Below are 16,256 nucleotides of genomic sequence, written 5' to 3'. Positions count from 1 at the left end.
TCACGGAGTTCGCAGGACCGACGGCCCGCCACTGCGCGGGCCGTCGTCGTTCCGGGGGACGGTCGCCCCTCGGGTGCTCAGGCACGGGACGCGATGACGTACTCGGCGACGCGGTCGCAGGCCCGGCGCAGGCGGCGGAAGTAGGTCGCGCGGCTGACGTTCAGCTCGAGCGCGGCGAGCTCGTGGCCGCCCTGGGGATCCAGGTAGCCGCGCTCGATGATGCGGCGCAGCAGCGTCTCGTCGACCGAGTCGCCGAAGACCGACGCCACGGCGGTCGTGATGAGCTCTCGCACCGAGGCGGCACGGTCGGCCGCGCCCGTGCCCGACGCCAGGGGCGAGGCGGCGAGGGCCAGCGGCTGGTGCAGGACCCGCAGCGCCTCGCGGACGTCCTCGAAGTCGGCGGCCCGCGGCGGGGGCGCGGTCCCCACGCTCGTCGGGGGGGCGAGGCCGAGCTCGCGGTACACGGCGTCCCGCGTCATGCCCAGGACACCGCCGGCCCCGTGATCGAGGATGTGGCACTGGACGGTGCGGCCGGTCGAGAAGACGACGTCGAGCGACGGCTCGTGGCGGGCACCGACCGCGGCGGCGAACGCGGCGGCGATCGGGTTGTCCGGGTCGATCGGCAGGTAGGACCAGCGCTGGTTGACCAGGCCCGAGCGCAGCATCGCGGCCTTGTTGAGGATGGCCACGACCGGGGAGGCCTCGTGACCGTCCGCGGGCGTCGTGAGGTCGATCGCGTCGCGCCAGACGAGGACGTTGCCGTCCGGGATGGTCGCCCGCGCGTGGGCGAGCCACGGCCCGAGGACCCGGTCCTGCTCGGCGAACGCGGGCGCGTTGTGCGGCGTGACGGCCACGCAGACGCCGCACAGCGCGTCGGTGTCGTCACGGGCGACGACGATCCGCTGCGGCGCCTCCTCGAAGAAGCGGCGCGTCCCGCTCCACCAGCCGTGGGCGCCCTGCTTGCGGGCGAGGAAGAGCTCCTCCGCGGTGTCGACGTCCCCGGCGCGGACGTGGTCGACGCGGTGGGCCGCGGACGTGTTGGCCCCGAAGCCCCAGCGGATGATCGGGTCGTCGACGAGGTCGGCGAGGTCGACCATGAAGCGGCCTTCGCCGGCGCTGGCGCGGGCGTACAGGTGGTCGGCGACGCGCCGGCGCAGCTCGCGCTCGCGGTCGGGGTCGCGGCGGCGCAGCTCCGCCCGGAGCGCACGGCGGACGAGGTCGTGCAGGGTCACGCCCGCGCCGACCGGCTCGGCGAAGCTGAGGCCGCGCAGCCACGCCTCGGCCTCCTCGGAGTCGGTGCCGGGGAGGACGTCCTGCAGCATCGACGCGTAGGTGACGCGGGCGATCGACGCGACCGCGAGGACGTCCAGGTCACCGCCGTCGAGCTCGGCGCGCGCCAGCCGCTGCAGCAGCGCCTGGGCGAGGTCCGGGTCGTCGTCGAGCGCCGTGAGCCGGGGGGCGTCGGCGTCGCCGTCGGAGGTGGCGGCGGCCTCGGCCCCGAGCGCCAGCGCGAGCGGGGAGCCGTTCGCCCAGCGGACCAGGGAGGTGACGGTCGCCGCGTCGTCCAGGCCGTGCTGGGCGACCAGCGCGGCGGCCTCGTCGTCACCGAGCGGCCCGAGCTCGAGCGCGGTCGTGATGTGCTCCCAGCCGTCGGCGAGCCACCCGGGCTCCGGGGCGCGGCGGCCGGCGACGACGACGAGCGCGCCCTCGGGCAGCGCCGGCAGCACGCGCGAGCGCAGGTAGCCCCCGGCGGCGCTCATGCGCTCGTAGGTGTCGAACATGACCAGCGGGCGCTCGTGGGCCGCGACGCCGGCGAGCGCGGCCTCGAGCTGCCCGGGGACCGGGGCCAGGTCGCGACCCTCGACGAGGACCGGCGTGTAACCGCGGCGCACGGCGCGACGGGCGACCTCGCGCAGCAGCGTGCTCTTGCCCACGCCGCCGGGGCCGTGGCAGAACACGACCGACGAGCGGGCCCCGTCGTCGAGGAGACGGTCGAACAGCCGCAGTTCGCGGTCGCGCCCGACGAACGTCGTCTCGTCGCGCCAAGCCATCCGGTGACCGAGGGTTCCGGGCATTGGAGGCTGAAGAGTACGGAGGCTGGAGGCCTGGCCCCGTCCACCCCGCCGGGACCGGGGGGAGCCGACGACGGAACGGCGGGGTGTCTGCGAGGTGACCATGTGGGGTCAACGCCCTCGACCCCGCCGACTTACGGGTCGCGCCACCACCGCCCCCGGTTGGCGCGTAGGCGCTCCATTCGGCGGCCCCGCGCCACCCCATAGGATCCAGGGCGTGCCCGTGCCACCGCTGTCCATCGCCCAGGTCACCCCGCACGCATGGGAGTCGGGACACGAGCTGAACGCGCTCATCGGCCGGACGGCGACCGAGCTCGCCGCGCGCGGGCACCAGGTGCTGATCGTCGCGCCGTCGACGTCGCTGCGGCTGGTCCGCGAGTCGCGGGCGGCGATCCGCGGCGGCGGCGACCTCTGGGCCGAGGCGACGGACGGCGTGCGCGTGCTCGCGGTGGGCGAGGTCGTCCCGGCGCCGGTGTCCGCCCAGCGCCGCAGCCCGCTGCCGATCGACGTCACGCGCACGATCGAGGAGCTGATGACGACGGCGCCGCTGGACCTCTGCCACGTGCACGAGCCGTTCGCGCCGTCGACCGCCTCGGCGGCGCTGCGCCACTCGCGGGCGCTGAACATCGGGACCTTCCACCAGCCGACCGAGCGCATCGTGGCCACGCAGGTCGCCCGCAAGCTCGTCGACCTCGTGTTCGGCCGCCTGGACGCGCGGCTGGCCAGCTTCCAGGCGACCGCCGACCTGCTGAAGCGGCACTTCCCCGGGAGCTACGAGGTGCTGCGGCCGGGCGCCGACGTCACCGCGGAGGCGCCGCGCGCACGCACGGAGGGCGAGCCCGTCCGCGTCGCGTTCATCGACGGCGAGGAGCGGGGCGCACTGCGGCTGTTCCTGCGTGCCCTGCGCCACGTCGACGCCGCGCTCGCGTTCGAGGTCACGGTGCTCAGCGAGCGCGGGCCGTCCTCGACGCCGCTGCGCGCCGACCTGCGCGCGCGGGTCCGGTTCGTCGAGCGCGGCGGGCGCGACGGCGTCAGCGAGGCCGACGTCCTCGCCGCCGCCGACGTGTGCGTCTTCGCGTCCGACGGCGCCGCACCGTCCCCCGCGGGCGTCCAGCGGGCCATCGCGGCGGGGGCCGTCCCGCTCTGCTCGTCCCTCGCGGTCTACGAGGAGGTGACCGGCGAGGGGGAGCACGGCCTGCTCTTCGCGACCGCCGAGCCGCAGACGTGCGCGGCCCAGCTGTCCCGGCTGATCGCCGACCCGGCGCTGCTGACCCGGCTGCGGGCCGCCGGCGACGACGTCCGCGCGGGCCTCGACTGGGGCCACATGGCGGACCGCCTGGAAGCGGTCTACGCGCGGGCCGTCGCCCGCCGCCACGACCCGGCCGGTGACCCCGTCATCCGCGCGCGCCTGGCGACGCGCAAGACCATCGACGTCGACCTGCACATGCACACCGACCACTCGGGCGACTGCGCGACGCCCGTGGAGGTCCTGCTCGCCACCGCGGCCGAGCAGGGGCTCGGGGCCATCGCCGTCACCGACCACAACGAGGTCTCCGGGGCGTTCGACGCCCAGGCCAAGGCCGCCGAGTACGGCGTGAAGATCATCATCGGCGAGGAGGTCAAGACCGCCTCCCAGGGTGAGGTCATCGGCCTCTTCCTGACGGAGAAGATCCCGCGCGGGCTGACGCTCCAGGAGACCGTGGCGGAGATCAAGCGCCAGGGCGGCCTGGTCTACGTCCCGCATCCCTTCGACCGCATGCACGCCGTCCCCGACTACGAGCACCTGCTGGACATCGTCGAGGACATCGACGCGATCGAGATCTACAACCCGCGGGTGGCGATCGGCTCGTTCAACGACGAGGCCGAGCGGTTCGCGGCGAAGTACCGGATCGTGGCGGGCGCCGGGTCGGACTCGCACGTGGCCCAGGGGCTCGGGTCGGTCCGGATCCGCATGCCCGACTTCGACGGCCCCGAGGAGTTCATCCAGGCGCTGGCGATGGCCGAGATCCAGACCAAGCCCTCGTCGCTCCTGTACGTCCAGGCGTTGAAGTTCCTGGAGACCAAGGCGACGCCGGCGGGCGCCAAGCAGGCCCGCAAGGCGCGCCGGGTCGCCCGCGCGAAGGGTCAGGCGCGGGGGTGACGGCCTGGGGTTCATAGCTCGGAAAGAAGTCCTCTATCGTCGGATAGCGTGCAACGGCACGCCCATCCGGCAACACCTCCTGCACCACGAGGGTGACCGGCGGCGTTCGTCGAATCCCTGGTTCGCCGATGCCCATGACCGACGACGAGATCCGCGAGAAGTACCTCGAGCGGGCCATCCGCGAGCTGAACACGCTCACCCAGGAGCTGCAGTCGTGTCCTCGCTGCCCGCGGGGGAACCTCATGCCGGTCCTCGGCTCGGGCCATCCGCAGGCCGACATCTTCCTCCTGAAGCACGCGCCGACGCCGTCGGAGATCGAGGAGGGAGTCGCGTTCTACGGCCGGTCGGGAACGGCGCTGATGAAGTCGCTGAAGCGGCTGCAGATCGACCCGCTCGCGGTGTACGGCACGCTCTGCGTGAAGTGCCCCGTCGCGGACACCGAGCTCGCCGACCCCGGCTGCATGGCGCGCGTCGCCCAGGAGTACGCGATCGTGCAGCCCAAGATCGTCGTCGTGATGGGCGAGGACGCCCTCGCGCTGCTGAACGACCTCGAACTGCCGCTGTCGCGCCCGGTGGACGCGATCCCGGGTGTCGTGCAGAAGCTCACCCCGTCGGTGGACGCGCTGTTCGTCCCCGACATCGACCAGGCGCTCGACGAGGAGAGCGCCAAGCGCGCCTTCTGGTCGGCCTTCAAGATGCTCGGCACGTGGTACGCGGACCTTCCTCCCTACTGACCTGCGCGCTCGGCGCGGCCGCGATGGCCGTGGCGCTGGTCGCCCCCGCGCTGCCGGAGGCCTCGAGCGGGACCGGGGTGCGCGTGGCGTCGGTGGTCTCCGCCGTGCTGCTGGCGGCCGCGGTCCTCGCCGTCAGCGCGAACTCGGCCCCGCCGCTGCCGACGTTCCTCGTGGTCTTCCTCGCCGTCGGGATCGGGATGGTCGCGCTGGCGTTCGACGCGACGAACGCGCGGGCGGCCGCGTCGCTCCCGGAGGCGCTGCTGTGGGCGACCGCAGGGCTGCTCTTCGCGCGGTCCTTCCGGCAGCCGACCGTCGCGGTGGCGGTGGCCCTGCTGGTGGCGGGGCTCGCGCTGGCGGGCGTCGCCGGGGACACCTCATCCCTGACTGGGAAGGCGAGCGCCGGGGACCCGCTCACGCTGGAGCTCGCGGCGTTCGGCGGCGGCCAGGCGCTCGCGCTGCCCGCGCTGCTGGCCGTGGTGCTGGGGGCGGTCGCGTGCTGGACGGCGATGCTCGAGCTGCGGGTCGGCTGGACGGCGATGCTCGTCCTGGAAGCTGTCGCGCTGGCCGCGGCGCTGCGGATCGACCCGGTCGCCCCGGTGCTCGCGGCGTTCCTGCTCCCGAACCTCGACCGCCTGGCGGCCGGGGTCCGGGACGAGTCCGCTTAGCCGGACTCCTCAGTCCATCAGGAGGACGATCTTGCCGACCTTGCCGCCGGCGACGAACGCCTCGTAGGCGTCGTGGACCTTTGCCAGCGGGAAGGTCTTCGCGACCGGGACCTGGATCGTGCCCGCCGCCAGCAGCGGCAGGACGTGGCGCTCCATGAGGCGGGCCGTCGCGGCCTTCTCCTCGAGCGGCCGGGCCCGCAGCGTGGACGCACGCAGCGACGCGCGCTTGCCCATCAGCGCCAGCAGGTTGACCTCGGCCTTGGGGCCCGCGCCGACCCCGATGACGACGATGCGCCCGCCGGTGTTCAGCGCCTTCAGGTTCCCGGGGATGTTCGGCGCGCCGACGAGCTCCAGGACGACGTCGAACGGCCCGGCCTCGACGAAGTCCGCGGGGTCGATGACGGCGTCGGCACCGAGGGCCTTCACGGCGTCGCGGGCCTCCTCGCGGCGAACCGTCGCCGTCACGTGGGCGCCGGTCGCGCGGCCGAGCTGCACCGCCGCGGTCCCGACGCCGCCCGCGGCGCCGTGGACCAGCAGCCGCTCGCCGGCGGCCAGGCCGCACTGGGTGAAGAGCGCGTCGTACGCGGTCGTGAAGACCTCGGCGGTTCCGCCCGCGGCCGGCCAGTCGAGGACGTCCGGGACCGGCATCAGCTGGCGCTCGTGGACGACGCACAGCTCGCCCTGTCCCCCGCCGCCGACGATCGCCATCACGCGGTCCCCGGCCTGGAAGCGGGTGGCCCCCGGCCCGAGGTCGGCGACCTCGCCCGCGAGCTCGAGGCCCGGGATGTCCTTCGGGGAGCCGGGCGGGGCGGGGTACGCGCCCTTGCGCTGCAGGATGTCCGCGCCGTTCAGGCCCGCCGCCCTGACCCGGACGAGGACCTCGCCGTGGCCCGGGACGGGGTCGGGGTGCTCGGCGACGGCGACGGCGTCGTCCTTGATGGTGGCGGCGTTCATAGGGGCCGAGTCTATGAACGGCCGCGGAACTGGCGCGGCGCCGTGTCGGGCGCTGACGGGGCGCGGGTACCCTAGGGACATGGCTCTCTTCTCCTTCAAGTCCAAGTCGGCGATGGTCGAGCCGGAGGACGCACTCCCCGGCCGCGACACGCCGATGCCCGTCGCCGCCGCGCACACGGTCCTCGGCACGCCGCTGAAGCCGCCGTTCCCGGACGGCATCGAGGTCGCCTACTTCGGTCTCGGCTGCTACTGGGGCGCGGAGCGGATGTTCTGGCAGCTGCCTGGCGTCTACTCGACGGCGGTCGGCTTCCAGGGCGGCATCACGCCGAACCCGACGTACCGCGAGACGTGCACCAACCTGACCGGCCACGCCGAGATCGTCATGGTCGCCTACGACCCGTCGTACATCACGTACGAGCAGCTGCTGAAGCACTTCTGGGAGGAGCACGACCCGACCCAGGGGATGCGGCAGGGCAACGACGTCGGCACCACCTACCGGTCGGCGATCTTCACGACGAGCGAGGCGCAGGCCCGTGCGGCGGCCGAGTCCCAGGTCCGCTACCAGGCGGCGCTCACCGCTTCCGGCCGCGGGGAGATCACGACGGAGGTCGGGCCGGCCGGGCCGTTCTACTACGCCGAGGACGAGCACCAGCAGTACCTCGACAAGAACCCGGGCGGGTACTGCAACCTCGCCGGAACGGGTGTGGGCTGCCCGATCGGCGTCGGCGTCAGCGCCGACTGACGGACGGCTGGAAGGCGGCTCCGCGCCGCCGCACGCGCGTTACCCTCGGTCGATGAGCACCACGCTGCCGGCCGAGGGGTACCGCCTCACGGGGATCTCGCCGAAGGCCTACGAGCATCCGGCCGATCGGGCGGCGACCGCGGCACTGGGCTCGATCCCGTACCTCGACAAGGTCGTGCGCAGGCTGATCGAGCTGGGCTACGAGCGGGCGATGCGGGCCGCCTACCTGGGGTCCTCGGTCCGGCTCTCGGAGGCGCAGCTCCCCGACCTCTGGCGCCAGCACAACATCGCCTACGCGACGCTGGACATGCCGGATGTCCCGCCGCTGTACCTCACCCAGTACCCGTCGCCGAACGCGGCGGCGATCGGCGCGTCACGGCCGATTGTCGTCCTGCAGAGCGAGCTCGTGCGCCTGCTGGACACCTCGCAGCAGCGCGCGGTGCTCGCCCACGAGGCGGCACACATCCTCTCCGACCATCAGCTCTACCGGACCGCGCTGCAGATCCTGCTGCGGATCGGCAGCACGGCGATACCGCTCCCGGTCGCTCCGATCCGTGCGGCCCTGCTGGAATGGAGCCGTGCGTCGGAGCTGACCTGCGACCGGGCGGCCGCGCTGGTCGTCCGCGATCCGCTCGTCGTCTGCCGGACCCTGATGGTCATCACTGCGGGCGCCGAGGCCGAGAAGCTCGACCTGGACGCGTTCATGCGCCAGGGGCAGGAGTACGCCGAGCCGTCGAGCGGCCTGCAGAAGCTGACGCGGCTGTTCTTGGACCTCGGGGTGACGCACGCGCTGCCCGTCAAGCGCGTGCACGAGCTGATGGCCTGGGTCCACTCCGGCGAGTACGACCGCATCGTGGCGGGCGAGTACCGGCGCCGCGAGGAGCCCGTCAGCGCCCGCGCGGAGGCCGGCGGCGCGACGGACCACTATGCGACGAAGGCGAAGGACGCGATCGCCGGCGCGGGCGCGACGCTGCAGGACAGCTACGCCGAGGCGAGCGCTGCGCTCGAGGGCGCCGGCGACAAGGTCGCCGAATGGCTGCGGAGACGCGGCGCCGACGCCGGTAGGCAGGACGACACGGACTGAGCCGCGGGCCGGAAACGGCGCGGCGCGTCGGAGTGAGGCGGGACGGCTGACAGCTTCGAGGCCGGTACGCCGCCGAAGCTGTCACCGGTCGGTCGGTCAGGCCGCGTCGTCAGCCAGGCCCTCGCCGCCGCGCGGCGTGCCCTGGACGGTCTCGTCCGGGTCGGGGACTGCGGTCGTCGCCGGCGTGATGTTGGCCAGGCCCTCACCACCGCGCGGCTGGCCGGCGACCTTGTCGTCGGCGTCGGGGGCGGGCCCGTCCTGGGGATCGGACACACCGGCGTCGTCGGCCAGTCCCTCGCCCCCGCGCGGGGAGCCTTCGCCGAGCTTGCTGGGATCGTCGTCGTTGCTCATGCCTACGGGCCTGCCCCGCCGGCCGCCGCGCTACGCACGAGCAGGCGCGTCACGGCCGCGGGTCGCGCAGCAGCAGCTCGACGTTGCGGTCGTGCGGCTTGCCCGTCCCGCCGACCGTGGCGTTCTTCCCGCCCGCCTGCGGGTCGTTGTACGACAGCTCGCGCGCGATCGACGCCAGCTGCAGCTCGGTCATCCCCGCCGCCGCGGTGCCGGGGGCCGGGGCGGCGACCGGGGCCGCGTGGTCGAGGACCGTCCCGAAGAGCGACAGCGTCCCGTCGCGGTTGTCCATCAGCTCGAGCAACCGGGAGTTGATGGGCCAGTCGACCTCGCTGGCCGTCTCGATGCCCCAGAAGCCCGAGCCGTCCGTCCGGCGGAACGGCGTCACCTTGTGCTCGTGCGTGTGGCCGGCGACGTAGGCCACGACGCTGCGGTGGTCCTCCAGCAGGCGCTGCAGGTCGGCGCGCAGGCGGATCGGGCGCGAGTCGCGCGGGTCGCCGTCGCAGCCCGGGCCGGCCGTCTTGCGGACGTCGCACGGGGTCGCGCCCTCGTCCGGGTCAGGCTGGGAGAGGGAGCGGAGCGGATGGTGGCCGAACAGGATGACGAGCTCCCCGGCCTTGTCCGACGCCTCCAGCGTTCGCTCGATCCACCGGAACTGGGGGTCGTCGAGGTTGCCCTCGGAGCCGACGACCTCGCCCTCGGCGACCGTGTTGATCGACACCAGGCGCACGCCCTTGCGCGGGCTGAAGGAGTAGTACGACGCCTCGCCGGCGGACGCCTTCGCCTCGGCCGGGTCGACGTGCGCGAACCCGTGGGCGTCCGCCTGCCGGCCGCCCGCGTGCAGGGCCATGTAGCCCTTGCGGCCGACGAGGCCGCGGCCCGGGTCGGGCGGGACGAGCAGGCTGTTCTGCGGCGACGTGGTGAGCGCGCTCGCCGCCAGGCCGCCCGCCTGCAGCGGCTTCACGCAGCCGACCGCGAGCCCCTGGAACGCGGCGTTGGCCCACGCGTTGCCCTGGACCAGGCCGTCGTGGTTGCCGAACGCGACGTAGCTGGGGACGGGGAGGCCGGCGGCGGCGAACGGCTGTTGCGCCCGGTCCATCAGCCCGGGGTACCGCGGCCAGGCGGCGTACGCGCCGGAGGGCCGGTCCGGGTCGTAGAAGCGCCCGGAGTCGAGGACGTCGTCGTCGTCCTGCACGCCGGTGTAGCGCGCCGCCTCACCGGGGGCCCCGCAGCCGGCCCGGTCGACGCCGCTGTTCGGGTCCAGGCGCCCGCCCTCCAGCAGGCTGACGGTCCAGCGGACCTCGTTCGCCTGCTGGTTGTCGGCGCTGTCGCCGGTGGTGACGACGAGCGCGAGCTTCGCGTACCTCCCGCCGCGCTGGCGCAGCGGCGAGCGGGTGAAGCGGCCGACCTGGCGGATGCCCTGGTCGATCGTCTGCGGACCGAGCGCCTCCTGCGGGCGCCACGCCGAGGTGAACGGCGTCGACGTCAGGTCGAGCGCCTCGACGCGGACGGGGCTCTCCTCGTCCGCGAGCTGGAAGTCCGACAGCTGCCCGAAGTACAGCAGCGACGAGCGCTTCTGCGAGCGCCCACGGGCGGCCGGCGCGAAGTCGCTGCGCACGACGCGCTTCCAGCCGGGCCCGGCTCGCAGCGTCGAGTAGGCGGCGCCGGGGTCGGCGCCCTCGATGGTGGCATGGCTGGTGGTCGCCGGGAGCGGGCGACGCTTCTTGGTCGCTGCGTCCGCGGCGGGAACCGCTGCGAGCACGGCGACGACGGCGGTCAGCGCGACGATCCGTGTCTGCTGCATCCGCCGACCGTACCCGCAATCCCGGAATCCGGTCCACCATGCGGTGGACCGGGCGCACGACGGCCGGGCTACTTGGCCGCGGGCGCGGTGCGCGGCAACGACGACGGCGGCGGGGCGGAGACGCGGTCGAACACCGCGACGGCCTCGATGTGCGGCGTCTGCGGGAACATGTCCACCGGGCGCACACGGCCCAGCTTGTACCCGGCCTCCACCAGCTGCGCGGCGTTCGGCGCGAGCGTGGTCGGGTTGCAGGAGACGTAGACGATCCGCTTCGGCGCCGCCTCGACGATGCGGCGCACGACCTTCTGCGAGAGGCCGGCGCGCGGCGGGTCGACCACGAGCAGGTCGGGGCGGCCGGCGAGCTCGACCATCTGCGGAAGTGCGAGCCGGATGTCGCCCGCGAAGAACCTGGCGTTGTCCACGCCGTTGGCCTTCGCGTTCTTGATCGCGTCGGCGATCGCGTCCTCGATGATCTCCAGGCCCCAGATCTCCCCGACCCGGGTGGACAGCGAGAGGCCGATGGTGCCGATGCCGCAGAACAGGTCGTAGACGCGCTCCCAGCCCTTGAGGTCGGCGAACTCGGCGGCGACCCCGTAGAGCCGCTCGGCCATCTCGGTGTTGGTCTGGAAGAACGCGTCGGCGCTGATGCGGAAGTTGAGGCCGCACAGCTCCTCGGTGATGTGGTCCTTGCCGTCGAGCAGGGTCGACACGCCGCCGGTCGTCGTCTCCCCCAGCCCGTCGTACTGCGTGTGGATCAGCGACGTGGCGCCGAGCGCCTCCGCCAGGCGCATGACCGCGAGCTCGTCGAGCTCGACCGGGGACGTGACCAGGCGCGCCTGCAGCTGGCCGGTCCGGACGGCGTCGCGGATGACGAGGTTGCGCAGCACGCCCGTGCGCGAGCGGCGGTCGTAGGCGGGCAGGCCCTCGGCGCGGCACCACTCCAGGACGATGCGGCGGGCGCTGTTCGCGCCCTCCGAGCCGAGCTTGGACTCGCCGTCGACGATCGTCTCCCACGAGCCGGGGGCGTGGAAGCCGCACACCAGCTCACCGTCCGGTCCGTTGCCGAACGAGTACTCGAGCTTGTTGCGGTAGCCCCATTGCGCGACCGCCGGGACGATCGGCTCCATCGTGAAGCCGTCGAGCTTGCCGATGCGGCGCAGCGCGTCCTCGACCTGCTCCTGCTTGAACCGCAGCTGCAGCTCGTACGGCATGACCTGCCAGGCCGCGCCCGGATGGTCGGCGACGGGCGCGATGCGGTCGGGGCTCGGCTCCAGGACCTCGAGCAGCCGCGCGTCGCCGTAGCCCTTCTTGCGCGTGGTCAGGACGGCGCGGACGCGGTCCCCGGGCACCGTCCCGCCGACGAAGACGACGAAGCCCTCGTGCCGGGCGACGCCGTTGCCGCCGTGCGCGAGGTTGTCGATCGTCAGCTCGAGCTCCTGGCCCTTGTCGGGACGCTTCGGGCGCTCGGGACGCACGGGCGCCGGTCCGCCGCCCGTCGGGAAGATCTCTGCAGCGGCGGTGGGCTCGGGCTCGGGGGACTCCATGAGTCCCTCCAGGATCGCAGGGGCGCGGCGGATCCGCCCTGCGGCGGCGCTAAGCCAGGGCCTTCTCGATCCTGGCGAGGACCGTCTTGCGCGCCGCGTGGGTCTCCTCGTACTCGCGGACGCGGCGCAGCTCGGCGGGGCTCAGCCCCTCCAGCCGCCCGCCCACCTGGGCTGCGCTCAGCGCGTCGTAGCCCAGGATCGGGAAGGGCGACCCGACCCCGGCCGTCCGGCGGACCCGGTCCACCTCGCGCAGCACGCGGTCTGTTCCCTCGCGGACGAGGTTGGACGCCGAACCGAGGTCGCTCTTGCTGCGTTCGAGCAGCTGCTCGATCTCCGCGAGCAGGTCGAACGACTGGCGGCGCCCGGTGTCCATGAGGCCACGGGCCACCTCCTCGGCGTCGCGGCGCGTCATCTTGCCGCGCCGGACCGCGTCGTCCATCGTCTCCTGCACGCGCTGCGCCGTCAGCATGACGCCGCCGGCGAGCAGCTCGCGGAGCTCGGCGAGGTGCAGGCGCAGCGCCTCGTCGCGCGCAGCCTGGGCCTCGACCGTCGCGGCCGGCACGACGGACTTCCCTGCACCTGAGCGCTTTTTGCCGGTCGGCTTCGTCGTCTTGGGCGCGGCCTTCGGCTTGCCGGTCTTCGCCTTGGCGGCCGCCGTCTTGCCGGCCGGCGACGAGGACTTCGGGGACTTCGGCTGCGGCATTGGTGAGCAGGCTCCGGGGGAGGGCGGGAACGACGGTGCAGCGCACGGTATACCCCCGGCGACAGGAACGGGCCCCCGTCGGCGGGAACGCTCTACAGTGCCCGCCGCAGGATGTCGTCCGGCCGGTGTGATTCGGTCCCGGACCGCTGCAGAACCCGCATGCCATCGGGGTTTTCGCAGGACATCCAACCGCGCGGCGGGGTAGGCTCCGCCGCAGTCCGCATCGTCAACGCAGGAGGAAACCCGCCATGAACAAGACCGAGCTCGCCCAGAACCTCGCCGAGAAGACCGACCTTCCGGCCGGCCAGGCCAAGGCTGCCGTCGACGCGCTGGCCGAGATCCTCACCGAGACGCTGTCGCGTGGCGGCGAAGTCGCCATCGCCGGCCTCGGCAAGTTCTCCGTGTCCGATCGTGCCGCTCGTCAGGGCGTCAACCCGGCCACCGGCGCGAAGATCGAGATCGCTGCCTCCAAGGCGCCGAAGTTCACTGCTGCCAAGGCACTGAAGGACGCCGTCAACGGCAAGTAGTCGTTCGTCCGGGCCGCCGTGCCCGGACACCTCGCAGCGTCGTATGGAGGCCGTCCTGTCTGGGCGGCCTTCGTCGTTGCTGGGTCAGACCAGCAGCTCCATCAGGGCCTTCTGCGCGTGGCGGCGGTTCTCCGCCTGGTCCCAGATCGACAGGCCCCGCTCGCCGTAGAGGACGTCGGCCGTGATCTCCTCGCCCGGGTGGGCCGGGAGGCAGTGCAGGGCGATCGCGCCCGGCCCGGCCGCGTTCAGCAGCGCGTCGTCGAGGCGGTAGGCGTCGAGCGCGGCGCGGCGGGCATCGGCCGTGTCCTCGTCGCCCATCGACACCCAGACGTCCGCGTAGACCGCCTGTGCGCCGGCGACCGCCTCGTACGGATCATCCGTCAGCTGGGCGCCGGCGACCGGCTCGAGCGTGTAGCCCTCGGGGGACGCCACCGCGATCTCCACGCCCGCCAGCGCGCCCACGATCGCCAGCGACCGGGCGACGTTGTTGCCGTCGCCGACGTAGGCGAGCTTCAGGCCCTCCAGGCGGCCGAAGCGCTCCTTCAGGGTCATGAGGTCGGCCAGCGCCTGGCACGGGTGATGGCCGTCCGTGAGCATGTTGATGACCGGGATCGTGCCCTCGGCGGCAAGCTCCTCGACGAGCGAATCGGGCCCGGTCCGCACCCCGACACCCTGCACGTGCCGGCTCAGGATGCGCGCGGTGTCCTTGACGGACTCGCCACGGGAGAGCTGCATCTCACCCGGCCGCAGGATCAGCGGATGGCCGCCGAGCTCCACCACGCCGGCCTCGAACGAGAGCCGCGTCCGCGTCGACGGCTTCTCGAACAGCAGCGCGATCGTCTTGCCGGTGAGCGGCCGCGCGCCGAGCGGGTCCGCCTTCATCGCGATCGCGCGGTCGAGGAGGGCGTGGAGCTCGTCGCTGGTGAGCTCGGCACCGGTCAGGAAGGAGCGGGACATGGAAACCTCGGTCGAACGGCAGGGGACGCGGAAACGTAGCTCACGGGTTTTGCGAGAGTGCCGCCGTGCGCATCATCACCTGGAACCTCTTCCACGGCCGGGCGCTGCCCCCTGCCGGACGCGACCTGCAGGACGACTTCTGCGCCGCCCTCCAGGGCTGGGAGTGGGACGTCGCGCTGCTGCAGGAGGTCCCGCCGTGGTGGCCGGCGGCGTTCGGCCAGGCGTGCGGCGCCAGCGCCCGTAGCGCGCTCACCTCTCGCAACGCGGTCCTGCCCGTCCGCAGGTGGATCGCCCAGCGCGTCCCGGACCTCATCAAGTCCAACGGCGGGGGGTGCAACGCGATCCTCGTCCGCGGGACGTCGATCGTCGATCACCGCGTCGTCGTCCTGCGTCATCGGCCCGAGCGCCGCGTCGCGCACGCCGTCCGCCTGGCGACCGGCGAGTGGATCGGGAACCTGCACGCCCAGGTGCACTCGGAGGCGTTCGCCCAGGCGGATCTCGCGGTCTCCGCCGTCGCCCTCGACGAGTGGGCGGGCGACACGACGCCGGTCATCCTGGGGGGCGACACGAACACCCACCGTCCCCACGCGGGCGACCTGCAGGTCATGGGTGGGCACGGCGTCGACGCGATCCTGGCGCGCGGCTGGCGGTCGGTGGGGGCACGCGAGGTGCTCGAGCATGGCACCCTGTCGGATCACGTCCCCGTCGCCGTGACCCTGAAGCCCACCCCGTAAGCCCGGAGCCCGCGCCACCATGAAGAGCACCCGCCTGCTGACCACCCTCGCCGTCCTCGGCGCACTGACCGTCGCGGGCTGCGGCTCGGACGACGACGGCGGCGGCGGCGGCAGCAGCACGTCCACCCCCGCCGCCGCGTCCACGAGCACGCCGGCCGCCGCCCCGTCCGCCGACGGGACGGTCCAGGTCGGCATGAAGGACATCAAGTTCGACCCGGTGGCGGTGACGGTGAAGGTCGACCAGAAGATCGTCTGGACGAACAACGAGAGCATCGAGCACAACGTCATCGCCCAGGAGGGCGCCGACTTCGAGTCCGACAACTTCGGCGAGGGCGGGACCTACGAGTTCACGCCGACCGAGCCGGGCACCATCGAGTACACCTGCACGATCCACCCGGGGATGGACGGCACCATCACCGTCGAGTAACGGCTCGGCGGCGGCTCAGGCCCCGCCGAAGTCCGGCAGCCCGGCCTCCGGGGTGGAGGCCTCGGCGTACAGGCGGCGCGGGATGCGGCCCGCGAGCCGCGCCAGCCGGCCGCCCTCGACCCCGGAGCGGATCGCGAGCGCCATCGCCACGGGGTCCTGCGCGCGGCTGATCGCGCTGGCGCAGAGGACGGCGTCGCAGCCGAGCTCCATCGCCAGCGCCGCGTCGCTGGCGGTGCCGACGCCCGCGTCCAGGACGACCGGCACCTTCGCGGCCTCGACGATCAGGGCGATGTTGTACGTGTTGCGAATGCCCATCCCGGACCCGATCGGGGAGCCGAGCGGCATCACCGCGGCGCAGCCGAGGTCCTCCAGGCGGCGCGCGAGGACCGGGTCGTCGGTGGTGTACGGCAGCACCGTGAAGCCGTCGGCGACCAGCTGCTCGGCGGCCAGCAGCAGCTCCGGCGCGTCGGGCAGCAGCGTGCGCTCGTCCCCGATGACCTCGAGCTTGATCAGATCCGTCCCGAACGCCTCGCGGGCGAGCTTGGCGGTGAGGACGGCGTCCCGCGCCGTGTAGCAGCCGGCCGTGTTCGGCAGGACCTCGACGCCGCAGCGGTCGAGCGTGGCGACGAGTGAGCCGCGCGCCTCGACATCGACCCGGCGCAGCGCGACGGTGACGAGCTCGGTGCCGCTCGCCCGGACGGACTCCTCGAGGGTCTGCAGGCGCGAGAAGCCGCCGGTCCCGAGCAGCAGCCGCGAGTGCAGCGTGCGGCCGCCGATCTGCAGCGCGTCGTCGGCGGTCTGGGTCAGGGGCTCCATGGCCA

At 73.5% G+C, this 16,256-nt stretch carries 16 protein-coding genes; 8 read left to right on the top strand and 8 right to left on the bottom strand.

Annotation, left to right across the window (positions count from 1 at the left end):
* Window positions 1–77: 77 nt before the first annotated feature.
* Window positions 78–2,051 (bottom strand): ATP-binding protein, encoded by a 1,974-nt coding sequence (locus DSM112329_RS01240; RefSeq protein WP_354699987.1) that lies wholly within the window; start codon window positions 2,049–2,051, stop codon window positions 78–80.
* A 238-nt stretch (window positions 2,052–2,289) separates the two neighbouring features.
* Between DSM112329_RS01240 and DSM112329_RS01235 the strand changes: the two genes are divergently transcribed.
* The 3 genes from DSM112329_RS01235 (at window position 2,290) to DSM112329_RS01225 (ending at window position 5,611) form a co-directional block, all read left to right on the top strand.
* Window positions 2,290–4,212, top strand: a complete 1,923-nt coding sequence (locus DSM112329_RS01235; protein ID WP_354699986.1) for a PHP domain-containing protein — start codon at window positions 2,290–2,292, stop codon at window positions 4,210–4,212.
* A gap of 128 nt (window positions 4,213–4,340) precedes the next feature.
* The gene (locus DSM112329_RS01230) at window positions 4,341–4,946 is read left to right on the top strand and encodes a uracil-DNA glycosylase family protein (RefSeq protein WP_354699985.1); all 606 of its coding nucleotides are present in this window, start codon (window positions 4,341–4,343) and stop codon (window positions 4,944–4,946) included.
* Window positions 4,919–5,611 carry a hypothetical protein gene (locus DSM112329_RS01225; protein ID WP_354699984.1) on the top strand — a complete coding sequence of 231 codons (693 nt, stop codon included), beginning with the start codon at window positions 4,919–4,921 and terminating at the stop codon, window positions 5,609–5,611. Before DSM112329_RS01230 ends, DSM112329_RS01225 begins: the two co-directional genes overlap by 28 nt.
* A 9-nt stretch (window positions 5,612–5,620) precedes the next feature.
* Here the strand turns inward: DSM112329_RS01225 and DSM112329_RS01220 are convergent, their stop codons facing one another.
* Complete coding sequence (locus DSM112329_RS01220) at window positions 5,621–6,565, bottom strand: NAD(P)H-quinone oxidoreductase (RefSeq protein ID WP_354699983.1); 945 nt, start codon at window positions 6,563–6,565, stop codon at window positions 5,621–5,623.
* Between the two features lie 79 nt (window positions 6,566–6,644).
* On the opposite strand from DSM112329_RS01220, the gene msrA reads away from it, so the two are divergent.
* On the top strand, window positions 6,645–7,307 hold the full coding sequence (gene msrA, locus DSM112329_RS01215; protein ID WP_354699982.1) for a peptide-methionine (S)-S-oxide reductase MsrA: 663 nt from the start codon (window positions 6,645–6,647) through the stop codon (window positions 7,305–7,307).
* 52 nt (window positions 7,308–7,359) lie between these two features.
* A complete protein-coding gene (locus DSM112329_RS01210) occupies window positions 7,360–8,391 on the top strand; it encodes a M48 family metallopeptidase (RefSeq protein ID WP_354699981.1) in 1,032 nt (343 codons plus the stop codon).
* Between the two features lie 96 nt (window positions 8,392–8,487).
* Here the strand turns inward: DSM112329_RS01210 and DSM112329_RS01205 are convergent, their stop codons facing one another.
* The 4 genes from DSM112329_RS01205 to DSM112329_RS01190 all read right to left on the bottom strand — a co-directional run bounded on the left by DSM112329_RS01205 (window position 8,488) and on the right by DSM112329_RS01190 (window position 12,790).
* Complete coding sequence (locus DSM112329_RS01205; RefSeq protein WP_354699980.1) at window positions 8,488–8,742, bottom strand: hypothetical protein; 255 nt, start codon at window positions 8,740–8,742, stop codon at window positions 8,488–8,490.
* A 49-nt stretch (window positions 8,743–8,791) separates the two neighbouring features.
* The gene (locus DSM112329_RS01200) at window positions 8,792–10,543 is read right to left on the bottom strand and encodes a hypothetical protein (protein ID WP_354699979.1); all 1,752 of its coding nucleotides are present in this window, start codon (window positions 10,541–10,543) and stop codon (window positions 8,792–8,794) included.
* Window positions 10,544–10,611: 68 nt separating this feature from the next.
* A complete protein-coding gene (gene rlmD / locus DSM112329_RS01195; protein ID WP_354699978.1) occupies window positions 10,612–12,087 on the bottom strand; it encodes a 23S rRNA (uracil(1939)-C(5))-methyltransferase RlmD in 1,476 nt (491 codons plus the stop codon).
* Between the two features lie 49 nt (window positions 12,088–12,136).
* Window positions 12,137–12,790, bottom strand: a complete 654-nt coding sequence (locus DSM112329_RS01190) for a hypothetical protein (RefSeq protein WP_354699977.1) — start codon at window positions 12,788–12,790, stop codon at window positions 12,137–12,139.
* Window positions 12,791–13,038: 248 nt separating this feature from the next.
* Between DSM112329_RS01190 and DSM112329_RS01185 the strand changes: the two genes are divergently transcribed.
* Entirely contained in the window at window positions 13,039–13,317 is a 279-nt protein-coding gene (locus DSM112329_RS01185; protein ID WP_354699976.1) for an HU family DNA-binding protein, read from the top strand.
* A gap of 84 nt (window positions 13,318–13,401) precedes the next feature.
* On the opposite strand, the gene argF is transcribed toward DSM112329_RS01185, so the two are convergent.
* A complete protein-coding gene (argF, locus tag DSM112329_RS01180; protein ID WP_354699975.1) occupies window positions 13,402–14,274 on the bottom strand; it encodes an ornithine carbamoyltransferase in 873 nt (290 codons plus the stop codon).
* A 65-nt stretch (window positions 14,275–14,339) separates the two neighbouring features.
* Here argF and DSM112329_RS01175 point away from each other — a divergent pair, with 65 nt between their 5' ends.
* The gene (locus DSM112329_RS01175) at window positions 14,340–15,008 is read left to right on the top strand and encodes an endonuclease/exonuclease/phosphatase family protein (protein ID WP_354699974.1); all 669 of its coding nucleotides are present in this window, start codon (window positions 14,340–14,342) and stop codon (window positions 15,006–15,008) included.
* 19 nt (window positions 15,009–15,027) lie between these two features.
* Entirely contained in the window at window positions 15,028–15,435 is a 408-nt protein-coding gene (locus tag DSM112329_RS01170; protein ID WP_354699973.1) for a plastocyanin/azurin family copper-binding protein, read from the top strand.
* Between the two features lie 15 nt (window positions 15,436–15,450).
* Here the strand turns inward: DSM112329_RS01170 and DSM112329_RS01165 are convergent, their stop codons facing one another.
* Window positions 15,451–16,251: a thiazole synthase gene (locus tag DSM112329_RS01165; RefSeq protein ID WP_354699972.1), complete on the bottom strand. Its 801-nt coding sequence runs from the start codon at window positions 16,249–16,251 to the stop codon at window positions 15,451–15,453.
* Window positions 16,252–16,256 lie beyond the last annotated feature (5 nt).

This window comes from Paraconexibacter sp. AEG42_29, from assembly GCF_040581415.1.
Lineage (GTDB): Bacteria > Actinomycetota > Thermoleophilia > Solirubrobacterales > Solirubrobacteraceae > Paraconexibacter.
The sequence above is the reverse complement of the archived record's forward strand: the minus strand, read 5'-3'. Positions and strand labels throughout refer to the sequence as shown.

Bases quoted from the DNA above. Each gene is read 5' to 3' on its own strand.
- DSM112329_RS01200 (WP_354699979.1), bottom strand. From the start codon at position 10,543: ATGCAGCAGACACGGATCGTCGCGCTGACCGCCGTCGTCGCCGTGCTC.
- argF (WP_354699975.1), bottom strand. From the start codon at position 14,274: ATGTCCCGCTCCTTCCTGACCGGTGCCGAGCTCACCAGCGACGAGCTC.
- DSM112329_RS01185 (WP_354699976.1), top strand. From the start codon at position 13,039: ATGAACAAGACCGAGCTCGCCCAGAACCTCGCCGAGAAGACCGACCTT.
- DSM112329_RS01210 (WP_354699981.1), top strand. From the start codon at position 7,360: ATGAGCACCACGCTGCCGGCCGAGGGGTACCGCCTCACGGGGATCTCG.
- DSM112329_RS01205 (WP_354699980.1), bottom strand. From the start codon at position 8,742: ATGAGCAACGACGACGATCCCAGCAAGCTCGGCGAAGGCTCCCCGCGC.
- DSM112329_RS01190 (WP_354699977.1), bottom strand. From the start codon at position 12,790: ATGCCGCAGCCGAAGTCCCCGAAGTCCTCGTCGCCGGCCGGCAAGACG.
- msrA (WP_354699982.1), top strand. From the start codon at position 6,645: ATGGCTCTCTTCTCCTTCAAGTCCAAGTCGGCGATGGTCGAGCCGGAG.
- DSM112329_RS01170 (WP_354699973.1), top strand. From the start codon at position 15,028: ATGAAGAGCACCCGCCTGCTGACCACCCTCGCCGTCCTCGGCGCACTG.
- DSM112329_RS01230 (WP_354699985.1), top strand. From the start codon at position 4,341: ATGCCCATGACCGACGACGAGATCCGCGAGAAGTACCTCGAGCGGGCC.
- rlmD (WP_354699978.1), bottom strand. From the start codon at position 12,087: ATGGAGTCCCCCGAGCCCGAGCCCACCGCCGCTGCAGAGATCTTCCCG.
- DSM112329_RS01220 (WP_354699983.1), bottom strand. From the start codon at position 6,565: ATGAACGCCGCCACCATCAAGGACGACGCCGTCGCCGTCGCCGAGCAC.
- DSM112329_RS01240 (WP_354699987.1), bottom strand. From the start codon at position 2,051: ATGGCTTGGCGCGACGAGACGACGTTCGTCGGGCGCGACCGCGAACTG.
- DSM112329_RS01165 (WP_354699972.1), bottom strand. From the start codon at position 16,251: ATGGAGCCCCTGACCCAGACCGCCGACGACGCGCTGCAGATCGGCGGC.